The organism is Bacillus sp. JJ1533, from assembly GCF_036965045.1.
Lineage (GTDB): Bacteria > Bacillota > Bacilli > Bacillales > Bacillaceae_L > Ferdinandcohnia.
In genome coordinates this window covers 80388-103542 of record NZ_JBALOV010000029.1, presented here as the reverse complement: position 1 = coordinate 103542, position 23155 = coordinate 80388, and the positions used below count along the sequence as shown (strand labels likewise).

The window sequence follows — 23155 nt, the reverse complement described above, 5'->3', positions numbered from 1 at the left end:
GTGAGGCGCCTTTAAAAGAAACACTGGCTGCAACCTTAGTCATGCTAACCAACTGGACGCCAGATAGACCATTTGTCGATCCATTTTGCGGCTCAGGAACCATCCCGATTGAAGCTGCATTAATTGGGCAAAACATTGCTCCTGGTTTTAATCGTGATTTCGTTTCTGAGGAATGGGGATGGATTGGTAAAAGTCGCTGGAATGAAGCACGACAAGAGGTAGAGGATTTAGCTAGATATGATCAACCTATTGATATTAGCGGCTATGATATTGACCACCGAATGATCCAAATAGCAAAGGATAATGCTGAGGAAGCAGGGCTTGGTGACCTCATCCAATTTAAACAAATGCAGGTACGTGATTTTACTACTACTAAGGAATACGGAGTTATTGTCGGAAATCCTCCATATGGAGAAAGACTTGGTGAGAAAAAGGCTGTTGAAGAAATGTATCGCAGTATGGGGGAAGCCCTTCGTCCAAATGAAACATGGTCCGTATATATGTTGACCTCACATCCTGAATTCGAACAATTATACGGTAAACCTGCAACGAAAAAACGCAAATTATTTAATGGATTTATCCGAACCGATTACTATCAGTATTGGGGAAAACGACCACCTAGAGAACGTTAAAAAATATAAGGAATTCATGAATAGTTCAACTTGCTGGGACATATACTTTATTGGTGTCTACAAATTTTTCAGGAGTGAATGAAAATGAATTACCTAGATTTCAAAAGAATACAGGATGCGTTGAATGATACGTACATGGTCTTACAAAATGAGATCGGGGAAGAGTTAGATCCTCTTCAATCGATAACACAAGCAAAAAACGACCTTCTTCATGCAATGTCTCACTCAACTGCCATAGATGTTGATTTGTTACGTTATAAAAGTGAATGAATCATACTAAGAACCCGCATGTGCGGGTTTTATTTTGTTTACAATATTGACTTCATCTATCGACTAGTAGATAATTAAAAATTGGCGCGTACCTTGGTTTATGGGGGTTTTACATATGATTGGAGAAAGGTTACCCTTTCAAATTTCCAGAAATGAAAATTTCTTTGATAAATTAAATGAGTGGATTGGTGATGTCTTTTATGACATCCTTCCGGAAAAGGGTTTTGAGCTTCGTGATGAACAAATTTATATGGCATTTCAGCTAGAAAAAGCGTTTAAGGAAAAATCAATTGTATTTGCAGAAGCAGGTGTAGGTACTGGTAAAACAATTGTCTACCTTTTATATGCGATTTGTTATGCAAGATATATGAGAAAGCCTGCCGTTATCTCATGTGCAGATGAGTCCTTAATTGAGCAGCTTGTGAAGCCTGAGGGCGATATTGCTAAAATAGCTGATGCATTAGACCTAAAAATAGATGTTCGTCTTGCAAAGGCTCAGGATCAATATCTCTGTTTGAGAAAATTAGAGACTACCACTCGAAGAACAACAAATGAACATATCTCACAAATCTATAATGAATTACCAGATTTTGTTCATAATCATTCTACCATGCAAGCCTTCCACCATTATGGGGATCGAAAAACATACCCTAATTTAACGGACGAGGAATGGAGAAGTGTTTCATGGGATAGCTTTCAGGATTGTTTTTCATGTGATTTGAGACATCGTTGTGGTCTAACATTATCAAGAGACCATTATCGAAAGGCTGTTGATTTAATTATCTGTTCCCATGACTTTTATATGGAGCATGTATGGACGATGGAAGCCAGAAAAAGAGAAGGACAGCTGCCTTTTTTACCAGAAAGTAGCTGTGTAGTTTTTGATGAAGGTCATTTACTTGAGTTCTCAGCTCAAAAAGCATTAACGTATCGGGTCCAGGAAACGACTCTAGAAGGTCTGTTAACACGACTATTAGAAAATGATATCCGGGAAGAATTTGCTCAATTAATTGAAGATACGATTGAACAAAACAGTCAATTTTATAGATTACTTCAAGCAAATAGTCAAACCGTTTCAGGGTCTGAACGGATGGATATAGTCCGTACTGAGCACTTAGTTGCCGATGCTAAGAAGCTTCATCAGTTGATAGTTGAGATTGGGAATAATCTTGTGTTTGAGGCAGAGACATATACGATTGATCAATACGAATTACATATTGTCGATGAATACTTAGATCAAATGGAGTATTCATTAAAGCTTTTTAGTGAAGAAAATGATGCGATCACGTGGGTCGAGGCAGAGGGTGAAAGCTACACGTTAGTCATAATGCCACAAGCAGTAGAAACCATTCTTGCGGAAAAAGTTTTTTCAAATAAGATTCCATTTGTGTTTTCTTCTGCTACTTTATCTGAAAATAAATCATTTGACTATCTTTCAAAAAGTTTAGGAATAACAAACTATCAATCATTTTCGGTTGAATCACCATTTGACTATGAAAATCAAATGAAGATTCAGATGCCTGTATTTCAGTCCAGTAAGGATCTGTTTCAATCAAAATTTGAATTTGCCTGGGATGAGATTAACAAATCTGGGGGCCGGGCATTACTTTTATTTAATTCAAAAGAAGAGCTTCAAACATTTAAAGAGAATTGCAACACAAAAAAATATCCAATGTTATTTGAAGGGAATCAAGAAATTAGTGGACTTGTGTCAACGTTTCAGAATAATGAGCCCAGCATTCTTTGCTCGACTTCATTATGGGAAGGACTTGATATTCCAGGACCTTCATTGTCCAATGTAATCATCTGGTCATTGCCATTCCCGCCAAATGATCCTGTTTTTCAGGCAAAAAGAAAAAAATCTCAAAACGCATTTGAGCAGATTGACCTGCCGTACATGCTCTTAAGGTTGCGGCAAGGAATAGGTCGTTTAATTCGTTCCAGTGAGGATGCAGGAACTGTCAGCATTTTTGTAGAAGATACTATAAGCAATCAAATCATTGCTAACATTAAAAATGTGTTACCGACAAAGATTGATACAAAATAAAGGGGAGGACGAACAATGTCTGAACAATTACAACAAACTGAGCAAGCATTTCTTGAGTTAGTCAAAAAGATGACTAGCTATAATGAAGCCATTGGGGTAATGTATTGGGATTTACGTACAGGTGCTCCCAAAAAAGGAGTAGAACAACGCTCTGAAGTAATTGGAATGTTGTCATCAGAGGTTTTTGCTATGTCTACTTCGACTGAAATGGAAGCCTATTTAAAAAAATTAACAACTCCAGAGTCACAAAAGCAGCTTAATGAAATTACGAAGAAAGTTGTAGAGGAATGTCAAAAGGATTTTGAACGGAATAAAAAGATTCCTGCCGATGAATTCCGTGAGTATGTCATCCTTCAATCAAAAGCTGAATCCGTTTGGGAGGATGCAAAAGAAAAATCTGATTTTGATATGTTCCGCCCATATTTAGAAAAGCTTGTCGACTTTACGAAAAAATTTATTGGCTATTGGGGCTATGAAGGAAATAAATACAACACATTACTTGATATGTATGAACCAGGAGTAACAGTAGAGATAGTCGATCAAGTATTTGCTCAATTGAGAGAAAAAATAGTTCCATTAGTAAAGGCAGTAACCGAATCACAGAACAAGCCGGAAACGACATTTTTATTTAAAGAATTTCCTAAGGAAAAGCAACGTGCTTTTAGTCTTGAAATACTTAGGAAAATGGGGTACGACTTTGAAGCAGGTCGACTGGATGAAACTGTTCACCCATTCGCAACAGGATTAAATCCAGGGGATGTTAGAGTCACGACAAACTATGTTGAAAATGACTTCAGAACAGCTGTTTTTGGAACCATTCATGAAGGTGGACATGCCTTGTATGAGCAAAATATTTCACCTGATTTAGTGGGAACAAACCTTGCTCAAGGAACTTCGATGGGGATCCATGAATCTCAGTCCTTGTTTTATGAAAATATTGTCGGTCGCAGTCTGCCACTTTGGAAAAATAACTTTGAATTGCTAAAAGAATATGCAAGTGGTCAGTTTGATCATGTTTCTGTAGATGATTTCTATCGAGCTATCAATGAATCGAAGCCATCATTCATTCGAATTGAGGCAGATGAATTAACATATCCATTGCATATCATGGTGCGTTATGAAATTGAAAAAAGCCTGTTTAATGATGAGATTGAAGTAAAAGACCTACCTGAAATCTGGAATGCAAAATATGAAGAGTATTTAGGAATTCGTCCTGAGAACGATGCAAAAGGGATACTGCAGGATGTCCATTGGGCAGGGGGCAGCTTCGGCTATTTCCCTTCATATGCACTTGGATACATGTATGCGGCCCAATTTAAGAATGCAATGTTAAAGGATATCCCGAACTTTGATGAATTGCTGGAAGAGGGGAACTTACTTCCTATTAAAGAATGGCTGACTGAAAATATTCATAAACATGGAAAGCTGAAAAAACCTTTAGAAATCATCAAAGACGTGACAGGTGAGGGATTAAATGCAAACTATTTAATCCAATACTTAGAAAACAAATATAGTTCAATTTATAAATTATAAATAAGAAAGCTACGCAAAATTAAGTTGCGTAGCTTTTAGTTCCTTATAATATATGGTTGAATGGCTTTGCTCCTGGCGGTGCATTTTGAATCATATCTACAAATGGAATTGTATAAGCGATTAAGATTAATACAACTAATACACCAACCCATAGCTTCCAGTTTTCAAGAAGCATTGGGGTTTTTTCTGCTTCTTCTGACACTTCACCTACAGGGAATTCTGTTTCGCCTTTTGGTGCAAAGAATGCAAGATTCACAAAAATAACAAGGATTAAGATGATTCCAATAAAGAGAATTGATCCACCAATTGCTTGTGCAATCTGATAAGGAACCCATTCTGCTGCTTGTTCAGAACCTCCATATGTTGAGAACGCTGAGCGTCTTGGTGCTCCAAGTAAGCCAGCAAAGTGCATAGCTGTTGACATGAACGTCATACCAACGGTCCATACGATTGTTTGGATAATGGCAAGTTTGTTCATTGCTTTTGTCATCACACGCCCAGTTAAATGTGGAATTAACCAGTAGGCGATCCCAAAGAATGTTAATACAACAGTTGTTGCAGCAGTTAAGTGGAAGTGTCCTGTTACCCAAATCGTATTATGAATTACTTGGTTCATTTGGTTACTAGCATTGATAATTCCACCCGCACCTGCAGGGATGAAGAATAACATACCAACAAATGGTGCGAAGAAACGAGCATCTCCCCAAGGAAGCTTTCTAAACCAACCAAACAATCCTGTTGCACCCTTTGATCTTCCATACAATTCGAATGATGCAAACATTGAGAATGCAGTCATTAAAGAAGGAATAATAACCATAAATGTCAGTATGACTTGTAGGAATTTCCAATTCGGATCAATACCAGGTTCAGTCAGCTGATGGTGGAATCCGACTGGAATTGAGAATAATAAGAACAAAATAAATGATAATCTTGCAAGGGCATCTGAGAAAATCTTTCCTCCGATTACCTTAGGAATCACAACATACCATGCCATGTATGCTGGTAATAACCAGAAGTATACAAGTGGGTGACCGAAATACCAGAATAATGTTCTACTAATAAGGACATCGATTGTTTCAACCCAACCAAATGACCATGGAATAAATTGAATAAGTACTGATGCAGCAACCCCAAGTGTTGCAACTAACCATAAAATCATTGTCATGACAGCCATGAAACTCAATAAAGGTGTAACTTTACCAGGATTTGCTTTTTTCCATTTTCCAAAATGGGTAAACATTGCAAATCCACCAATCCAGCTACCTACTACAACAAGCGCCAGTCCAATGTAAAAGAAAGGATGTGCTTGTAGTGGAGCATAGAATGTATAAAGAACAGATGCTTTACCTAATAGAATCGTCGTTGCAGTTGAAGCTGTCCCAATTGTCATTGTCCAAAATCCAATCCAAGCTGTTAATCGTAGCTTTGGGGATAGGGTACCTGCCGTTTTACTTAAGCTCGCAAACAAGAATCCGATGATAAAAAATGTAGTAAGTACAAGTCCTAATAAAACTCCGTGAACTGTTAATAATTGATAATAACCAATGCCTGCAGGTAATGTGAATTTTCCAGAACGGACAAGTGTCTGCAGTAATCCTGCAGTTCCTCCTAAAAATAAAGCAATAAACGCTACATAAAAGTGTGCCATTGCTAATTTCGCATCTTTTTTGTCTACTTTAGCAATTGAACTAGTCATTATTCAGTCACCTCAACTTTCGACATCATTAAGTGGTGTCCAGCTCCACAGTATTCGTTACATAACACTAAGAATTCACCAGTTTTTGAAAATGTTTGTGTATAGCTGCTAATATAACCTGGTTCAATCATCATATTGACGTTTGTACCAGCAATTGAAAACCCGTGAACAACGTCTTTTGTGACAACATTAAATGTTACTTCTGCACCTTTAGGAATTTGGATTGTGTTAGGTGTGTAAGCAAATGCTTCAGCAACAAGATTAAGCTCGTATTTATTACCTTCAATATGAACAAGTCCAGGATTATCAAATGGTGCTGTTTCGGTTACCTTTTCAGGATCAATTGTTTTAATGCTGCTTGCTGGCTGGTGACCCATCGCAAATGCGCCGATACCAACAACTATTAGGAATACAATAAGGATTCCTATTCCAAAAATGAGCCATATTTTTTCGAATTTATGTAGATGCATGGCTTTTTCCCCTTTCAAATTTTCACATTCTTTTTCTGACTTTTTTTTCATAAAATATTACAAACCATTCTGCTTTTGGTAGCCTTGTCTCGTTTTCTTAGTAGAAATGTTTTTACAATCTGTCTAAGTACAAGAAATAGACACCAAGCCAAGTTACAATTAAGAAAACTCCGAGTAAAATTACAGATGCCAATGTCCCTTTTAAGGAAGTTTTTTCATCTTCAATTTTTATTTTTTGGTTTGTCTTTGTAAGCTGTGTCTTTGCCATTCCTCACGACCCCCTTCAAGCGTTTATCAAAGGTTTTTACACTTTCATCATACAAAACAATTTGTTAAAAACTAGTCGATTTTGAGTATTTCACAAATTGTTCATTCCTAATCTAATCACTATATTAATAGTGAAAACTTTATAAAACAGTGATTTTTATCACATTTGATTAGGAAAATATTTGAATAAATTGTGACAAATTCTACTAACGGTTTTGAAAAGGAAACATATTATAATCTAAAAGGGAGTGTATATATGATTAGATATTATTGTTCGAGATGTTATTCGCTTCTCCTAAATAACAAAGAAAGATGTTTTAAATGCGGGAATGGCGTAATTACTCAAATTGATATTCATGTTCAAAAGAACGACCAAAAGACTTCCTAATCACTATTTTTGAATAGTGATTTTTTAGTAGATTGATAACGGTGATTCTTATATTAAAAAAATAACTTCCTTTGTGGCAGTAGTGAAAAATTGATTTTTTTATTCACATAGTTTGCACCTTCGCCATAGTCTAAGATAGGCGAATGTCTACAAGGAGGTATACAGTTTATATGGCAAAAGTGAAAAATTATTATGCAGGCACCAATTCAAGTGTAGGTTTTTACTCGTTGTATGATGAGGCATTGGAGGGCTTGGAAACTCTTTACATTTTAAAAGGAGGTCCTGGCACAGGAAAATCCACCTTCATGAGAAAAATCGGCCTTGTATTCATGGACAAAGGCTATGATCTCGAATACTTACACTGTTCCTCAGATAATCACTCTATTGATGGCCTCGTGATTCCAGAAAGAAAATTAGGATTTGTAGACGGAACGGCACCACATGTTATTGAGCCAAGATACCCTGGCGTAGTCGAGAAGGTAATTGATCTTGGTCAATACCGTAATGATGATTACTTATCCCAATATAAGGATGAAATTATCGAACTAACAGACGACATTTCAAGGAACTTTGAAAATGCCTATAAAACCTTTGCGGAAGCAAAGAAAATACATTTAAAGCGTGAGGATATTTATGTCTCATCGATGAGCTTTAAAAAGGCTGATGCGGTACTTCAAAACTTAATTGATACTATTTTTAGTAAGCCTTTCGAGGAGGAAGAACATCCAACAAAACGGAAGCGATTCTTTGGGGCTGCGACACCAAAGGGTGCTGTGAATTTTATCGATAACATTACCGAGGATTATGAGAAGCGTTATATCATTAAAGGGAGACCAGGAAGCGGCAAGTCCACCTTAATGAAAAAAGTTGCAAAGCATGCTGAACATCATGGTTTATCGGTTGAATATTTTCATTGTGCGTTTGATCCGAAAAGCATTGACATGATAATTATTCCGAAACTAAGTGTGTCAATCGTTGATGGAACGGCTCCACATGTTGTCGATCCATTCCGTGAGCAAGATGAAGTAGTCGATATGTTTGCATTATGCATGGATCCGAAAATCGAAAACACATTTAAAAAGGAAATTGAAGAGTTAAACCTTGAATATAAAAATAAGATGACGATCGGTACGAATTATTTAAGTGAAGCAAAACGACTTCACGATAAGCTTGAAGAATACTACAAAGCTGCAATGGATTTTGAAGCAATCGACAAAAATCGTGAGGAGCTTCTGAAGACCTTATTTTAATTAAAAATAGAAACTACAAACCAAAATTTTACTAGTGAATGTTTGAAAAGTTTGAGTTATACTATTAATGCACAACAACAAAACAACTCCTTTGAAACGTGAGCTTTCCCGTTAAGTGGGAAGGCTTTTTTTACGCCTGTTTTTAATCTTGCATACATATACTAAAAATGGAAAAAGTAACCTTAAGATAATCTTTAAAGAAAGGGAGCTTTCCATGCCTAAAGTGATTTCGATAGGTATCTGCAACCCATCAAATAAAATCAATCAAACGAATACAACTCAATTTATTAGAGACCTCTTTTTTGAACATTTTCCAGATATTGATCGGCTCATTAAGGTTTTTGCCAATAGTGAAATTGAAGAGAGATATTTTAGTGAATCATTGGAATGGTATGGGAAAGAGCTTACCTTTGAGGAAAAGAATAATACATATATTGAAAAGTCTATTACATATGGAATAAAAGCAATTCAAAACTGTTTAGGAAATGAAAATTTGCTTGAAAAAAAGATTGATCTGCAAGAAATTGATGCTATTTTCTTTATTTCAAGCTCAGGAATCGCAACACCGAGTATTGAAGCAAGAATTATGAATAAAATGGATTTTAATCCCCAAACAAAGCGAATTCCGATATGGGGACTTGGGTGTGCTGGAGGAGCTTCTGGCATAGCGAGGGCGTTTGATTATTGCAAAGCATATCCGAAGGCAAAAGTACTAGTACTAGCTGTTGAACTTTGCAGTTTAACTTTTCAAAAAAATGATTTTACTAAGAGTAATATAATAGGTACCTCATTATTTGCTGACGGTACGGCATGTGTTTGTATTGGTGGAGATGAGGTGGAGCACTATTCGGTGCCTAGTGCTTTACCAACCTTTGTTTCCTCCCAATCGACCTTAATGCCGAATTCGGAGAATGTAATGGGTTGGGATATTAAAAATACAGGTCTTCACGTCATTTTTTCAAAAGATATCCCGGGTATTGTAAAGTCATGGTTGAAAGGAAATGTGGATAAATTTTTACATAAGCATGAACTTGAAATAAACGATACCAAGCATTTTATCGCCCATCCTGGAGGAAAAAAAGTATTAGATGCATATGAAGCCGCACTTGAAATTCCCAGTTCAATGACAGATATCGCTAGAGATGTATTAAGAAGACAAGGAAATATGTCTTCTGTTACAGTGCTATATGTCTTGAAGGAATTTATGGAGAAAAAGCTAGGAAAAGAAGGAGATTATGGTCTAGTAACAGCCTTAGGGCCAGGGTTTAGCTCGGAATTAATCCTTTTACAATGGAGGAAATAGGATGATGTTTTGGATATTTATTTCATTAGTCATTGCACAAAGATTGATTGAACTACGGATAGCAAAACGAAATGAAAAATGGATTTTATCACAAGGTGGCTATGAGGTTGGCCACAGTCATTATAAATACATAGTGCTCATGCATATCTTGTTTTTTGTATCACTAATTTTTGAGGTCTTGTATCGAGGAAACGAATTATCGGTGTTCTATCCGGTTTTATTTTTTTTATTTGCAATCACCCAGCTTGGCAGGGTGTGGGCACTTACTTCACTAGGGCTGTTTTGGAATACGAAAATCATGATTTTGCAGAAGAGTCAGGTACAGGCAAAAGGTCCTTATAAATATTTTAAGCATCCGAATTATCTAATTGTCGCACTTGAGTTCATTTTGATACCAGTGATTTTTCAGGCGTATATCACTGGAACAATCTTCTCTTTGCTGAACTTTGCGATAATGTCGATTCGTATACCAGTTGAGGAACAGGCATTAAGTGTACATGAAGACTATCGGCACATTGGTATGGTTCGTAAGCGATTGACCAGGTAAATACCTGGTTATTTTTATGCGCTTGGGATAGTTTCTTAATATTCTGCTTTGTCAAAAGTATGGGTGTAGAGTAAAATACATATATACTACAATTATGATTGCTCAATAAGGGGATTAGACATGATTCAAACACAACAAATTACAAAGGAAGCGTTGGAACAAAGACTGGCTTCCTTATATGACATTTTTGAAAAAAACAATGACAAAGAAAGCAGTTCGAAAATCATCCAGCTGCTAAAAAAACTAAAGAATTTAGAGTATATGATTGGCTTCTCTGGCCATTTTTCAGCAGGGAAATCGAGCATGATTAATGAACTCATTGGGGAGAGCCTGTTACCATCAAGCCCGATTCCGACAAGTGCAAACCTTGTGAAAGTAAAACAGGGGCGTGAATATGCACGCGTTTATTATCGAGATGGTAAAATCATTGAATATCCAGATCAGTATGATTATGAGGTAATCAAATCATATGCAAAAGACGGGGAAGCTATCGAATCGATTGAAATCAGTCATGACACTATGAAACTACCAGAGAAAGTAGTTGTCATGGATACGCCTGGGATTGATTCAACCGATGATGCCCATCGTGTTTCTACAGAATCTGCATTACATTTAGCGGATTTACTCTTTTACGTGATGGACTATAACCATGTTCTTTCTGAGTTAAATTTCCAATTTACAAAGGAATTAACCGATCGAAATAAAACGGTTTATTTAATTGTAAACCAAGTCGATAAGCATAAAGAATCTGAATTAAGTTTTGCCGAATTTAAACAAGGGGTAGAGGAGGCATTCCAAAACTGGAATGTTGCATACTCAGACATTTTTTACACCACACTTAAGGACCCAAATAACGAGCACAATCAGTTCCAGCAGGTTCAGCAATTGCTTCATGATAAAATAGCTAACAAAGATCAGCTTTTGTTAGAAGGGGTTTTTTATTCAGCAAGACAAATTTTACTCGAGCATATTGCATTTTTAGATGATCAAAATGCACCTGAACTTGATGCTACTAAAGAAAAGCTTATTTCATTATCGATGGAAGACCGAAAAAAAATTCCGGGTCGAATTGAGGAATTGAACCAACAATTAGTGAACTTTGCGATAGAACGGGAAAAAATTGAAACAGAGTTTATGGAAGAAATTGAAACAATTTTATCAAATGCAATCTTGATGCCATTCCAAACCCGTGATCTTGCCAAGCTTTTTGTTGAGTCTGTACAGCCAGAATTTAAAGTGGGTGTATTATTTTCCAAGAATAAAACAGAAAAAGAACGTGAGGAGCGTTTGCAAGCCTTCTTCGATGATGTAAAAGAAAAAATGTCCACTCAATTAGAATGGCATTTGAAAGACTTTGTCGGAAAATTTGTTGAAAATTTACGGCTTTCAACACAACCAACCGGAAACGAACTTGCCATTGAACTTTCTTCTGACGAGTTGAAAAATATAGTCAAGCCCGGTGCGCGTGTAACAGGGGAGTATATTTTAACCTACACAGACGATGTTGGTAATTATATTAAAAGAAAATACAAACAAAAAGCAGTTGCATTACTACAGGATATTCTTGAACAAATAAAGTCAGGGACTGCCAAAGAGGAAAACAAATTAAAGGCAGAGCTAAAGCAATATGAGGTTTATTCAGAGGCGTTTGCAACATTAACGAAATTTGAAGCAAAACGTGCTGAAATTACCACGATGCTCGATGACATCATGGATGGTAGAATTATGTTTAGTCATGTCGAGACCGTGGAAAACTTGCTGTCACGTTTTACTGAACATGTCGAGATTTCCTCAACTGAAGAAATCCTCCAGGAACTAAAAAAACAAAAGATTGTCGTTCAAAAAAATGAACATAAACCAACTCAAAAGCAAAAAGGCAGGAAAAGTTCGTCCGACGAGGCGATTCAACATTTAGAAAAAGCCCATGAACTGATTAAGCCAATCACCGGTCTTTCATTGCTTGCAGAGGATATTCTGGATAAAGCAGATCGCTTAAAACACAAACATTTTACGGTTGCATTATTTGGTGCTTTTAGTGCTGGTAAGTCGTCTTTTGCGAATGCGTTAATGGGAAAACAGGCACTGCCAGTATCACCTAACCCAACGACCGCAACCATTAACAAAATTACCTTCCCAACCGATGAGCATAAGCATGGGACTGTACTTGTAAAAATTAAATCAACAAATCAGTTATTAGACGATATCAACCATTCCTTACACATTTTTGGGGAGCAAGCAGAAAATCTTAATGCCAGTCTAGAGATCATCCAGTCAAAAATTAGCAGTATTGAAAAAATAGAGGCAAAAGAAAAGCCGCATTTTTCATTCTTAAAGGCTGTAGTTGCAGGATTTGATGATATTTCTTCGCATATGGATCAAGTTTTAGCAACAGATATGGATGGCTTTAATGACTATGTTGCAAAGGAAGAAAAAGCTTGCTTTGTGGAATGGATTGAGCTTTACTATGATTGTCCATTAACCCAACAAGGCATCACATTGGTGGACACACCTGGAGCTGATTCAATCAACGCCCGCCATACAGGGGTTGCGTTTGAATATATCAAAAATGCCGATGCTATTCTGTTCGTGACTTATTATAATCATGCATTTTCAAAAGCTGACCGTGAGTTTTTAATTCAGCTGGGACGTGTCAAGGACACCTTTAGTATGGATAAAATGTTCTTCGTCATAAATGCTGCGGATCTAGCGAATTCAGCCGATGAATTGGAAGATGTAAAAGAGTATGTCGAGTCACAGTTAGTAAGCTACGGAATTCGTTTTCCACGACTTTATACAGTATCAAGTCGAGCGGCTTTACTTGAAAAGCTTAATAAAGTCAGTGAAAAGGATCTAGGAATCCTTCAGACATCGGGTATTGAACGCTTTGAAACAGATTTTCACTCCTTTGTTATTGATGAATTGACAGAGGTGGCGGTGAATGAAGGATATGTTGATATTCAGCGCGCAGCGGCAATTATTGATTCCTATATTCAGTCTGCTAAGGAAGATAAGGATATTAAGCGTTTGAAACTTGAGGAAGCAAAAGAGCAACACGCCAAGATGAAGAAGGTCGTTACGAGTGTTGATAACAAGGCGTTATTTGGGGTTATAGAACAGGAGATAATGGAACTTACCTTTTATATAAAACAAAGAGTCTCCCTACGAGTATCAGATATGTTTAAGGAAGCATTTAACCCGTCATCACTTAGAGATGATGGTCGGGATTTGAAAAATGCACTACAATCATGTTTAGTTGAATTTTTGGATTCAGTTGGCTTTGACCTAGCGCAAGAAATGCGTGCCACTTCATTGCGTATTGAAGCATTTATTTCAAAGCGACTCCATGGTCAGCTTGGTAGTTTTAATGAACAGATAAAATCGATTCATCCAAATATGAGTATTTCAGAGTCCATTGAACTAGATTTTGAATCGATTGAATTTAAAAATGGACTTGTAAATGAAGAACTCACTCGTTATAGAAAGGCACTTGGCTTATTTAAAAACCCAAAATCGTTTTTTGAAAAAAATGAGAAAAAGCAAATGCAAGTGGAGCTTGAAGGATTGTTGGATGCACCTGTAAGTTCTTATCTTGAAGAGAATCAAGAGAAACTTGTTGCCTTTTACAAGCAAGAAATCAATAAAGGACTACTAGCGCTTCAAGAAAATGCATTGCAGGAAATTCATGAGTATTTTGATGGGGTTACGAAGATTTTATCTGAGGATATTGATATTGAAGGCTTAGAACAGGTCCACGAAACGTTAAAAGCCTACTATATCGAACATATGGGGTGATTGGTCTTGACCGAATCAAAATCCAAATATCATGCATGTGCGACCTGTGTGAATTTTATCGCAGAACGAAAAGATGGTATAATGACTTACAGATGTGTACGCTTAGGCTATGATACAAAGCCAGAATATAAATTTAATTGCTGGGAACCTAAACCCCATATCGTGAAGCTAATGAGAACATCGGAGGAGAAAAATGACAAACGTCCATGAAGCAATCACAAAACATTCAAATGCACAGCACGAAATCGTAAAAACCTTTATCGGGCTTGAGCAAAAAAGAGAACAATATATTGACGAAGCAGTTGCTTTAGCGAAGCAAAATCAGGAGTTCACTGTTGAGAAAATCAATAAAGTAACAATTGAAATGAATCAGCTTGCTAAAAAAGGAATAGTCCCATTGCGGAAAATAGTAACTGTTGATATGGTAAAGGAATTCGCATTTCGCAAATAATGAAAACTAGAATAAGTCCTCTTATGAGGGCTTTTTTCTTTGCTTGGAAGGAAGATACAAACAATTCCATGGTGAATATGTGGTATAATTTCAGTTATGAGTAATTGTCGACAGGGAGGATATGCTGATGAAAAATCAGATTATGTTAATAGATGGAATGGCATTATTGTTTCGCTCTTTTTACGCAACGGCAATGAGCGGTTATTTTATGGTGAATAGTAAAGGGATTCCAACAAATGGGATTCACGGTTTCGTTAAGCATATGATGACGGCTGTCAATAGGTACAAGCCTTCACATGTGATTTGTTGCTGGGATATGGGAAGCTCTACATTCCGGACTGAAATGTACAGTGAATATAAAGGAAATCGCGGTGCGCCACCAGAAGAGTTAATCCCACAATTTGATCTTGTTAAAGATGTAGTGAAATCATTTGATATCCCGAATGTGGGGCTATCGGGTTATGAAGCCGACGATTGCATTGGTACCCTTGCAAAGCTATATAGCCAAGACTCTGAGGTAATCATTCTGACAGGTGACCAAGACATTCTGCAGCTACTTGATGAGAATATTACGGTTCTAATTATGAAAAAAGGAATCGGGAATTACGCGGAGTACACAAGTGAAAGCTTTTTAGATGAAAAAGGGATTCGCCCACAACAAATGGTCGACCTCAAAGCTTTAATGGGAGATACAAGTGATAATTATCCTGGTGTTCGAGGAATCGGTGAAAAGACGGCTTTGAAACTTCTTCAGCAGTTTGAATCAATTGAAGGTATTCTTGAAAATGTAGAGAATTTATCAAAAGGTCAAAAGACAAAAATTAAAGAAGATTTGGACATGCTGCATTTATCTAGAAAATTGGCAAGAATTCATTGTGAAGTACCAATTAGCTGCTCACTTGAAGATGCATTAATCCAAATTGATCGTGAAAAAGTCTATGAAAAATTTACAGAGCTTGAATTTAAGGGCTTGGATCAATTTATAAGTTAACGGAGTACTCTTTTAGAGTGCTTTTTTTCTATTGATTTGGACAAATTAGGGAAGTTTGTGTAATTCTAACTTGACCAATAGTCGTTATTATAAATCTATGGCCGATAGTATAAATCATATGGCTGATATTTCATTTCTATGGCCGTTAGCCGCACACTTGGGGTAGTTGTGATATTATGTAAACTTTTAAAACAGGGATACCCAATACTGCAACAGGGCATCCCGTAAAACTTTATATCTTAGTATTCTTTTTCTTTGCTCTATTTTCAAGCCCGCTTTTTGGTTCCATAGAGAATTCTGTATCTTCATTATAACCTTGTGGGTTCACGCCTTTTGGAGCTTTCCCACGGTTGTTCGCTTTTTTCGCCATGACATGTCACCTCCATTCCATATTATTTCCATCCTATTTTGGATTATGTCTTGAATAGAAAAGGTGGAGAACTAGGAAACTAACCAAGAGGTGAGAATCGTGAACAAAGGGATCTATACCGCATTACTTACAATCGGACTTGCTCAATTTTTAAAAATACCAATTAAAAAATTGAGAACAGGAAGATGGGATTGGGGCACCTTTTTTGAAACGGGCGGAATGCCAAGTTCACATTCTGCGGGTGTTTCATCATTAGCTACCTTTATTGCGTTAAAAAGAGGGGTTCCAACCATCGATTTTGCGCTGTCCACCATATTTGGTTTAATCGTGATGTACGATGCACAAGGAATTCGTCGTCAATCCGGTGAACTAACAATAAAAGTGAACGAACTTGATGAAGAAATTGAACGATTAGCAGGACAAAAGGACCATCATTACCATGACCAGAAGGAAGAAAAGTTAAAGGAAAGACTTGGCCATCAGCCAGAAGAAGTACTTGGTGGTGCTCTTTTTGGAATGATTACAGGAACTTTAGCCCACTTTTTAACAAAAAAGTCGTAGAATTTCGACAAAAAATGCGGTACTATTAGATTAGATTCTGTATTTTTTGTTGGGGATGGGGACTATTGTTTAAATTAGAAAATCGGGTAGAGGAGTATCTGCAGTTTTTAGCCCAAAAAGGGTTTCATCTTGGCGAAGACGCAGTTGGCTTCATTTCATTTGGACAGCATTATACGGCAGCAACAGATGACATTGTCATTGTTGCAATTGAAATTACATTAAAGGCACAGAAGGAATTTGACGGGAGCTTTTTCATTTCTTTATTAGAGATGTTTAAGGAAAATCAAATTCAAACACGTAAACAGGCCTATCAATTTGTGGAAGAGCGAAATATCATGTCATAAAAACCCTTGGACCAACTGGTGTCCAAGGGTTTCCTTTACATTTCATTTTTTCGGATGCCTTGTCTTGCCAATTCATCTGCGACTTTATTTTGAGCACTTGGGATCCATTTTAAGAAAAAAAGATCTAATTGTTTTGATAGCAGTAATGCTTTTTCAAGTAAGCGTACGAATTTTTTGTTTCGAACATACTCTTTTTCAATGGCTCGGTCAACAAGCTGTGAATCTGTCCGAAAAGAAACGATCTTGTAGTCATTTTTAATACAAATTTCAAGTCCTTTAAGCAAAGCGTAATATTCAGCTTCATGGTTTGTCATGATACCAAGCGGAATCGAATGTTTTTCAACGATACCATTACCTTTAATAAAAATGCCTGCACCAGACGGACCAGGGTCTCCAGCACTTGCACCATCTATATACACTTCAATCATCAAATGCCTCCACATATAATTGATATAAAGTATTTTATCACTAAATCAACATGGGATGAAGATACAGATACTCTTTTAGAAGGGCTGTTTTCGCAAACTTTGTTCTTTTTTTGAAATAGCTATAACCAAGTATTATTGGGACTTTGGGTGTTCCCTCTAGTGATTGAAGCGTATGGCACGAGATCCTTGAAAATGCACGCATTTTCTTCGTGCGGTGTAGTTTCAAGGAAGCCTATTCAATGTCCTGCGGGAATAGCGAGCCAAGCGAGACACCGCAGTGAGGATTAATGTTCGAAGCCTAAGAACCCACGTCCTGTGGCAACGGCTTCGTGACCTACATCGTGTAGGCCTGAGGAGGCTTGCGGATCGCCCGCGGAAAGCGAGTGCCAGAAGCGGAAATCACCCTAGTTCAACCCAAAAAATTTAAGTTAATAAAAACAATCTTTTAGAAATGAGCCTTTAGAAAAGAAGGGAGTATATATCCAAATGGAAAGAGTGTATAATGAGTTAAAAATTAGGAAAAATGAAGATACGTTCCATTGGAGAGGATGAGCGTGATGAAACTTAAGCTAGAATGGACATATAAAACGCCAAAAAATCAAGTCATCACTTTGATGTCGGATGAAGTTTCAGCTGAAGAAGCATTGCGACTAGCAGAAGACTTTGAACGAACAGGACGTACGAAGGAACTTGTTTTTTATGATGAACGACAAACAAAATGGACGAAAAAAGAACTGAGCAAGCTTATTAAAGAAATTGAAACCGAACCTCAAGATATCATGGCATATTTTGATGGAGGTTATGACATCCAATCAGGGAAGGCCGGTTTAGGTGCTGCGATTTATTATACTCAAAATAAAAAACCATATCGGGTTAGAGTGAATGAAGTGTTTGAAGAAATGGAATCAAATAATGAAGCAGAATATGCTGCATTTTGGTTGATGTTAAATACATTGGAGGAATTAGGTGTACACCATTCAACAGTAATTTTTAAAGGGGATTCTCATGTGGTGTTAAAACAACTCTCTGGAGAATGGCCATGCTTTGAAGATAATCTTAATAGATGGTTAGATCGAATTGAGGAGAAAATGAAAAAACTGGGGATTCATCCTATTTACGATCCAATTGGTCGAAAACAAAATGCAGAGGCAGATCGACTAGCTACACAGGCGTTGGAAGGGACGATTGTTTCCAGTAAATTTGAAATAAAAGGGTAAGTAATTAAGCCTACCTGTCATATTCATTTAATAGGTGATACTGATGGGAAGAATACTTGATAACGTGACATTTGGATTAAAATGGGAGATGATATTTTGTGAAGCGAAAGGAACTTATTTTGGAAGTTGGTGAAATGCTTGACACTTATTGCCAAGATTGTTTTGTAAAAGAACATTTCCGGAAGGAAAATGGGAAGCGCCATGCCCAAAATTTCTGTATTAAAAATTGTACTGTGGGTCAAAAGCTAAAGGAGTATGGTAAAAAATTATCATAAATAAGGAGGGGCCTTTCAGAAAAAGAGCCCCAAAAAAGGCTGATAAAAATCAGCCTTGGTTTCACATTTTTAAAATAAAATGTAAGAATTATAGCTTTACAACGTTAGCAGCTTGAGGTCCACGATTACCTTCGACAACTTCGAAAGAAACTTCTTGACCTTCTTCTAATGATTTGTAACCTTCACCTTGGATAGCTGTGAAGTGTACGAATACATCGTCTCCACCTTCAACTTCGATGAAGCCAAAACCTTTTTCGTTGTTAAACCATTTCACTTTACCGTTTTGCATTATGCTTTTCCTCCTAAACCTTCGGCACAACCGTGCAACGTAAAAATTTTTATCATATAGCCGCTCATTTATGTATCTTTAAAAATAGAATTATTATAAAAAAAATACTAAACTACTAGCTAAATGATTGATTTTAATATACAACCTAAAGCGTGTTAAGTCAAGGGAATAGAGGGTTTTTTACGCATTCTTGGAAAAAAATGTGGCAATTAGGAAGGCCAACACGAAAAATTTCTCGATATTTTCGTATATTCAAATAATTATTGTGGAAATTCCAATTTTTGATATAATAATGGAAACAAGGCTTTAGTGGGGAGTCATACCAAATGAAGATCGATCAAACAAAAATCACTGTGATTCATCCTGATGAACTTGATAGAATTATAGAAGAATTTGATAGCGGTTACGAGTTTATACCTTCAAGTAAACCACATTTATCTATCATTACAGGGAAATTAGAGGAAGCGATTGACCAGGTAGAGGATATTTTTTATTTTGTAAAGCGACATACGAAGCTGCCGCTCGCTGAGATTAAACAAACAGTTATCCCTATTATTCAGACAGCATCAGAAATCCCGCAATTTTTTCATTTGTTTTATCAGCTTCAATCTGCAGATGATTATACATATCGACATAATATCGGAGTGGGTGTAATTGCAACATTAATTGGCAAATGGCTTTCATTGTCTGAGAAGGATTTGACAGCACTCACAATCGCAGCGACCTTGCATGACATTGGTAAAACAAAGATCCCCACAGAAATCTTAAATAAACCAAGTAAATTAACAAAAGCAGAATATGAAATTGTAAAAAAGCATACGATTTATGGCTATGAAATTCTAAAAAACACGGATGGAATCAGTCATGAAATTAGTCTTGTTGCGCTCCAACACCATGAAAGGGAGGATGGGAAAGGATATCCGTTCGGGTTAAAGGGACCCAAAATCAGTTATTTATCAAAAATTGTAGCCGTAGCGGATGTCTTTCATGCCATGTCATCCAACCGCGTCTATCATGATGCAACACCCTTTTATCAGGTAATCAAACAAATGAATGATGATATGTTCGGTAAGCTTGATCCAACTATTTTAGTGCCATTTTTACAGCAAATTATGAATGCTTTAATTGGACATCACGTATTGTTAACAGATGGACAAATAGGAAAAATTAAGTACATCAACCCATATGATTTATTAAATCCATTAGTTGAGGTATCAAACACGATAATCGATTTATCTGTTGAAAAATCAATTCAAATCGAACGCGTTTTATCTGATTAGCTGGAGGTTGTTAAGATGTTCAGACACAATTATAATGGAAAAGAAATCATTATCCGGTTTACCTCACATACAAGTAACATGATTGTGAATAAGGATTATTTGTATAATAAAATCATATCTATTTGTGACAGCATCATGGATGCTGATCATGGAACCTCATTTATTGTGGAGGATGATAAAGGCCGCTACGCTGTTGGAACTGTCCAACACGGGGAATTATCGGTCATCTCCATCCATCATATTGTTGAACATACCCACTTTTATTTAGAGAAAAGAACAGCTAAAAGACCATCCTAGGTGGTTTTTTAGCTCCTATACGCTCTTTTAGTATTTCTCCCAAATCACCCACAAAAATCTATATTCCAATAAACAAGTAAATTTTGATACAATAAATGGATTAGTGATATTGAAAAGAGGATTAATATGAAAGTCATAATCGCGGAAAAACCAGATCAAGCGATGAAGCTTGCTGCTCCCTTTAGGAGTAAGAAATCTCAAGGGTTTATTGAGGTTGCGCCGAATCCGCTATTTCCAAACGGGGCCTATTTTACTTGGGCGATTGGCCATATTTGTGAGTTACTACCACCAGAAGAATATAATCCCGCTTGGAAAAACTGGCGTATTGAAACCCTCCCAATCATTCCAGACCATTTCTTATACCGGGTCACGAAATCAAAATCAAAGCAGTTTTCAATCATAAAGAATCTCCTTCGAAAACCAGAAGTAAAAGAAATCATTCATGCTGGTGATGCGGGCCGTGAAGGGGAATTGATTATAAGAAACATTATTGAGATGGCAAAGGTGTCAAAGCCGTTGAAACGATTATGGATTTCTTCATTAACGGAAAAGGCAGTGCGAGAAGGTTTTGAGAATCTCTTATTAGAGCAGGACACAAGAAATCTCTATTATGAAGCGAAAGCACGTGCATGTGCTGATTGGATTGTTGGCATGAATGCCTCAAGGGTCTATACCTTATTATTAAAGCAAAAAGGCATTTCCGACGTGTTTTCTGCAGGAAGGGTCCAAACTCCGACATTAGCGCTGATCGTAAAACGCGAAAAGGAAATTGGGAATTTTAAATCGCAAGCCTTTTGGGAAGTTTTTGCGAACTTTCAAATCAACGGAAAACAATTTGAAGGAAAATGGACGAAGGATAATGAATCACGTCTTTCTTCAAGGGAAATGGCTGAAAAAATTGCAGCATTTTGTAAGGATAAACCCGCTGAAGTTGCTGAAGTAGACACTGAAAAGAAAGAATATCAGCCACCGTTATTATTTAATTTGTCAAGTCTCCAGGCAACGGCAAACAAAGCCTTTAAATTTTCACCGAAAAAGACATTGGATGTTGCACAAAGCCTTTATACCAAAGGAATTATATCTTATCCACGTTCTGATTCTAGTTATATAACAAAGGAAGAGGCCCAGACCATCCCTGATATTTTTTCAAAGCTTCAAAAACTGGAAGACTATCAAGCTTATTTTCCGACTCCAGTCACATCTATCTACAATAATTCTCGCTATGTCAATGAGAAAAAGGTAACCGATCACTATGCAATCATTCCAACCGAGCAGGTCCCCAATCCTGCTAAGCTATCAGGTGATGAAAAGAAAATCTATGATTTGATTGTCAAACGATTAATCGCAGCACATTATAAGGCAGCTATTTTTAACTATACAACTGTAAAAACGCTTGTAGACAAGCGAGCTGAGTTCATCACAAAGGGGAAGGTTAGCTTACAGGAAGGGTGGAGAAAGGTTCTCTTTCAAGAAGATACAAAGGATAATGATGTGATCCTGCCTCCGCTTGAAATCGGTGAATCTGGTGTTGTAGAAAAGAGCTACACAAAAGAAGGCAAAACTCAGCCACCGAAGCGCTATACGGAAGGGCAACTCATTACATTAATGAAGACAGCCGGTAAGCATATTGAGAATGATGAACTAGAGAAGATTTTAGCCAAAACAGAAGGACTTGGTACGGAAGCAACACGAGCCGGTATCATTACGATGCTAAAAGAACGAAACTATATCAAGGTTGAGAAGAACCAAGTATTTGCAACGGAAAAAGGAATTCTTTTAATTGATGTAATTGGTGATAAAATTCTTGCATCTCCTGAAATGACAGCAAAATGGGAACAGCGGCTCCATGAAATTGGGCAAGGCAAAGCCTCACCTGCATCCTTTATGCTACAGACAAAAAAGCTTTCTCAAAAAATCATTGACGATGCGAAAGAGCTAAGTGGAACCTGGGATCTCTCAAATGTCAATGTAGAAAATGTCAGCTCTCAAAAAAGCAAATACAATAAAAAAGAAATTGGTACAGTGGTGGGAATTTGTAAGAAATGTCGAGGCAACGTGATCAATAAAGGTACCTTTTATGGCTGTTCGAACTATAAGTCAAACGGCTGTAAGTTCACGATTTCAGGTAGGATTTTAGGGAAAACCATTTCAAAAACAAATGCTCAGAAGCTTCTCTCAGGAAACAAGACAAACCTCATCAAAGGCTTTAAAAAAGACAGTAAAACCTTTGATGCTTACCTGAAATGGAATGATCAAACGGAGAAAATAGAATTTGAGTTTCAAGCAAAGGTGCCAAGCGGGAACTAACCTATAGTAAAATCAAATCTATTTCTTCCTTCCTAGGTCAAATTCGCCTTTAAGCTTTTTTGTGTGATAGGCACTCCTACTCTATCGGCCAGCTCTCACTTTTGAGGGGTGGCTTTTTTGTATCTAAGAAATAGGATAATGTACCTATTT

23 protein-coding genes are annotated in these 23155 nt (G+C 37.0%); 17 read left to right on the top strand and 6 right to left on the bottom strand.

The features are described 5' to 3' along the window. From V7138_RS15860 to V7138_RS15845, 4 genes are all read left to right on the top strand, one after another. On the top strand, positions 1 to 632 hold a 632-nt coding region (locus V7138_RS15860), incomplete at its 5' end, for a THUMP domain-containing class I SAM-dependent RNA methyltransferase (protein WP_335399052.1). A gap of 84 nt (positions 633 to 716) precedes the next feature. Further along, entirely contained in the window at positions 717 to 902 is a 186-nt protein-coding gene (locus V7138_RS15855) for a hypothetical protein (RefSeq protein WP_335399050.1), read from the top strand. 115 nt (positions 903 to 1017) lie between these two features. After that, on the top strand, positions 1018 to 2949 hold the full coding sequence (locus V7138_RS15850; RefSeq protein ID WP_335399048.1) for an ATP-dependent DNA helicase: 1932 nt from the start codon (positions 1018 to 1020) through the stop codon (positions 2947 to 2949). Positions 2950 to 2964: 15 nt separating this feature from the next. Next, positions 2965 to 4482, top strand: coding sequence for a carboxypeptidase M32 (locus tag V7138_RS15845; RefSeq protein ID WP_335399047.1), 1518 nt, complete (start codon positions 2965 to 2967; stop codon positions 4480 to 4482). A gap of 43 nt (positions 4483 to 4525) precedes the next feature. Here V7138_RS15845 and V7138_RS15840 read toward each other — a convergent pair whose 3' ends face one another. From V7138_RS15840 to V7138_RS15830, 3 genes are all read right to left on the bottom strand, one after another. Then, on the bottom strand, positions 4526 to 6178 hold the full coding sequence (locus tag V7138_RS15840; RefSeq protein WP_335399045.1) for a b(o/a)3-type cytochrome-c oxidase subunit 1: 1653 nt from the start codon (positions 6176 to 6178) through the stop codon (positions 4526 to 4528). Next, complete coding sequence (locus V7138_RS15835; protein ID WP_335399043.1) at positions 6178 to 6648, bottom strand: cytochrome c oxidase subunit II; 471 nt, start codon at positions 6646 to 6648, stop codon at positions 6178 to 6180. Before V7138_RS15835 ends, V7138_RS15840 begins: the two co-directional genes overlap by 1 nt. Before the next feature lie 112 nt (positions 6649 to 6760). Continuing rightward, entirely contained in the window at positions 6761 to 6916 is a 156-nt protein-coding gene (locus tag V7138_RS15830) for a cytochrome c oxidase subunit 2A (protein WP_335399041.1), read from the bottom strand. Positions 6917 to 7473: 557 nt separating this feature from the next. Here V7138_RS15830 and V7138_RS15825 point away from each other — a divergent pair. The 6 genes from V7138_RS15825 to V7138_RS15800 all read left to right on the top strand — a co-directional run bounded on the left by V7138_RS15825 (position 7474) and on the right by V7138_RS15800 (position 15637). After that, positions 7474 to 8553: a PRK06851 family protein gene (locus V7138_RS15825; RefSeq protein WP_335399039.1), complete on the top strand. Its 1080-nt coding sequence runs from the start codon at positions 7474 to 7476 to the stop codon at positions 8551 to 8553. Between the two features lie 214 nt (positions 8554 to 8767). Further along, a complete protein-coding gene (locus tag V7138_RS15820) occupies positions 8768 to 9856 on the top strand; it encodes a type III polyketide synthase (protein WP_335399037.1) in 1089 nt (362 codons plus the stop codon). Between the two features lies 1 nt (position 9857). Continuing rightward, positions 9858 to 10403: an isoprenylcysteine carboxyl methyltransferase family protein gene (locus tag V7138_RS15815; protein ID WP_335399035.1), complete on the top strand. Its 546-nt coding sequence runs from the start codon at positions 9858 to 9860 to the stop codon at positions 10401 to 10403. Between the two features lie 120 nt (positions 10404 to 10523). Next, positions 10524 to 14195, top strand: a complete 3672-nt coding sequence (locus tag V7138_RS15810; protein WP_335399033.1) for a dynamin family protein — start codon at positions 10524 to 10526, stop codon at positions 14193 to 14195. A 193-nt stretch (positions 14196 to 14388) separates the two neighbouring features. Next, positions 14389 to 14646, top strand: a complete 258-nt coding sequence (locus V7138_RS15805; RefSeq protein ID WP_335399032.1) for a DUF2533 family protein — start codon at positions 14389 to 14391, stop codon at positions 14644 to 14646. A gap of 127 nt (positions 14647 to 14773) precedes the next feature. Continuing rightward, entirely contained in the window at positions 14774 to 15637 is an 864-nt protein-coding gene (locus V7138_RS15800; protein WP_335399030.1) for a 5'-3' exonuclease, read from the top strand. A 232-nt stretch (positions 15638 to 15869) separates the two neighbouring features. Here the strand turns inward: V7138_RS15800 and sspL are convergent, their stop codons facing one another. Next, entirely contained in the window at positions 15870 to 16007 is a 138-nt protein-coding gene (gene sspL, locus V7138_RS15795; RefSeq protein WP_335399028.1) for a small, acid-soluble spore protein L, read from the bottom strand. A 99-nt stretch (positions 16008 to 16106) separates the two neighbouring features. Between sspL and V7138_RS15790 the strand changes: the two genes are divergently transcribed. Both V7138_RS15790 and V7138_RS15785 read left to right on the top strand, forming a co-directional pair. Continuing rightward, positions 16107 to 16568: a divergent PAP2 family protein gene (locus V7138_RS15790; protein WP_335399026.1), complete on the top strand. Its 462-nt coding sequence runs from the start codon at positions 16107 to 16109 to the stop codon at positions 16566 to 16568. Positions 16569 to 16633: 65 nt separating this feature from the next. After that, positions 16634 to 16912 (top strand): DUF6123 family protein, encoded by a 279-nt coding sequence (locus V7138_RS15785; RefSeq protein ID WP_335399024.1) that lies wholly within the window; start codon positions 16634 to 16636, stop codon positions 16910 to 16912. A 35-nt stretch (positions 16913 to 16947) separates the two neighbouring features. On the opposite strand, the gene V7138_RS15780 is transcribed toward V7138_RS15785, so the two are convergent. After that, positions 16948 to 17340, bottom strand: a complete 393-nt coding sequence (locus V7138_RS15780) for a reverse transcriptase-like protein (RefSeq protein ID WP_335399022.1) — start codon at positions 17338 to 17340, stop codon at positions 16948 to 16950. A gap of 557 nt (positions 17341 to 17897) precedes the next feature. On the opposite strand from V7138_RS15780, the gene V7138_RS15775 reads away from it, so the two are divergent. Both V7138_RS15775 and V7138_RS15770 read left to right on the top strand, forming a co-directional pair. Continuing rightward, on the top strand, positions 17898 to 18557 hold the full coding sequence (locus tag V7138_RS15775) for a ribonuclease H family protein (RefSeq protein WP_335399020.1): 660 nt from the start codon (positions 17898 to 17900) through the stop codon (positions 18555 to 18557). A 98-nt stretch (positions 18558 to 18655) separates the two neighbouring features. Further along, entirely contained in the window at positions 18656 to 18832 is a 177-nt protein-coding gene (locus tag V7138_RS15770; protein WP_335399018.1) for a zinc-finger domain-containing protein, read from the top strand. A gap of 88 nt (positions 18833 to 18920) precedes the next feature. Here the strand turns inward: V7138_RS15770 and cspD are convergent, their stop codons facing one another. After that, positions 18921 to 19121: a cold-shock protein CspD gene (gene cspD, locus V7138_RS15765; RefSeq protein ID WP_010283969.1), complete on the bottom strand. Its 201-nt coding sequence runs from the start codon at positions 19119 to 19121 to the stop codon at positions 18921 to 18923. Positions 19122 to 19447: 326 nt separating this feature from the next. Between cspD and V7138_RS15760 the strand changes: the two genes are divergently transcribed. From V7138_RS15760 to V7138_RS15750, 3 genes are all read left to right on the top strand, one after another. Beyond that, complete coding sequence (locus tag V7138_RS15760) at positions 19448 to 20401, top strand: HD-GYP domain-containing protein (RefSeq protein ID WP_335399016.1); 954 nt, start codon at positions 19448 to 19450, stop codon at positions 20399 to 20401. A gap of 15 nt (positions 20402 to 20416) precedes the next feature. Continuing rightward, entirely contained in the window at positions 20417 to 20698 is a 282-nt protein-coding gene (locus tag V7138_RS15755; RefSeq protein WP_335399014.1) for a hypothetical protein, read from the top strand. Between the two features lie 126 nt (positions 20699 to 20824). After that, entirely contained in the window at positions 20825 to 23005 is a 2181-nt protein-coding gene (locus V7138_RS15750) for a DNA topoisomerase III (protein ID WP_335399012.1), read from the top strand. Positions 23006 to 23155: the final 150 nt, after the last annotated feature.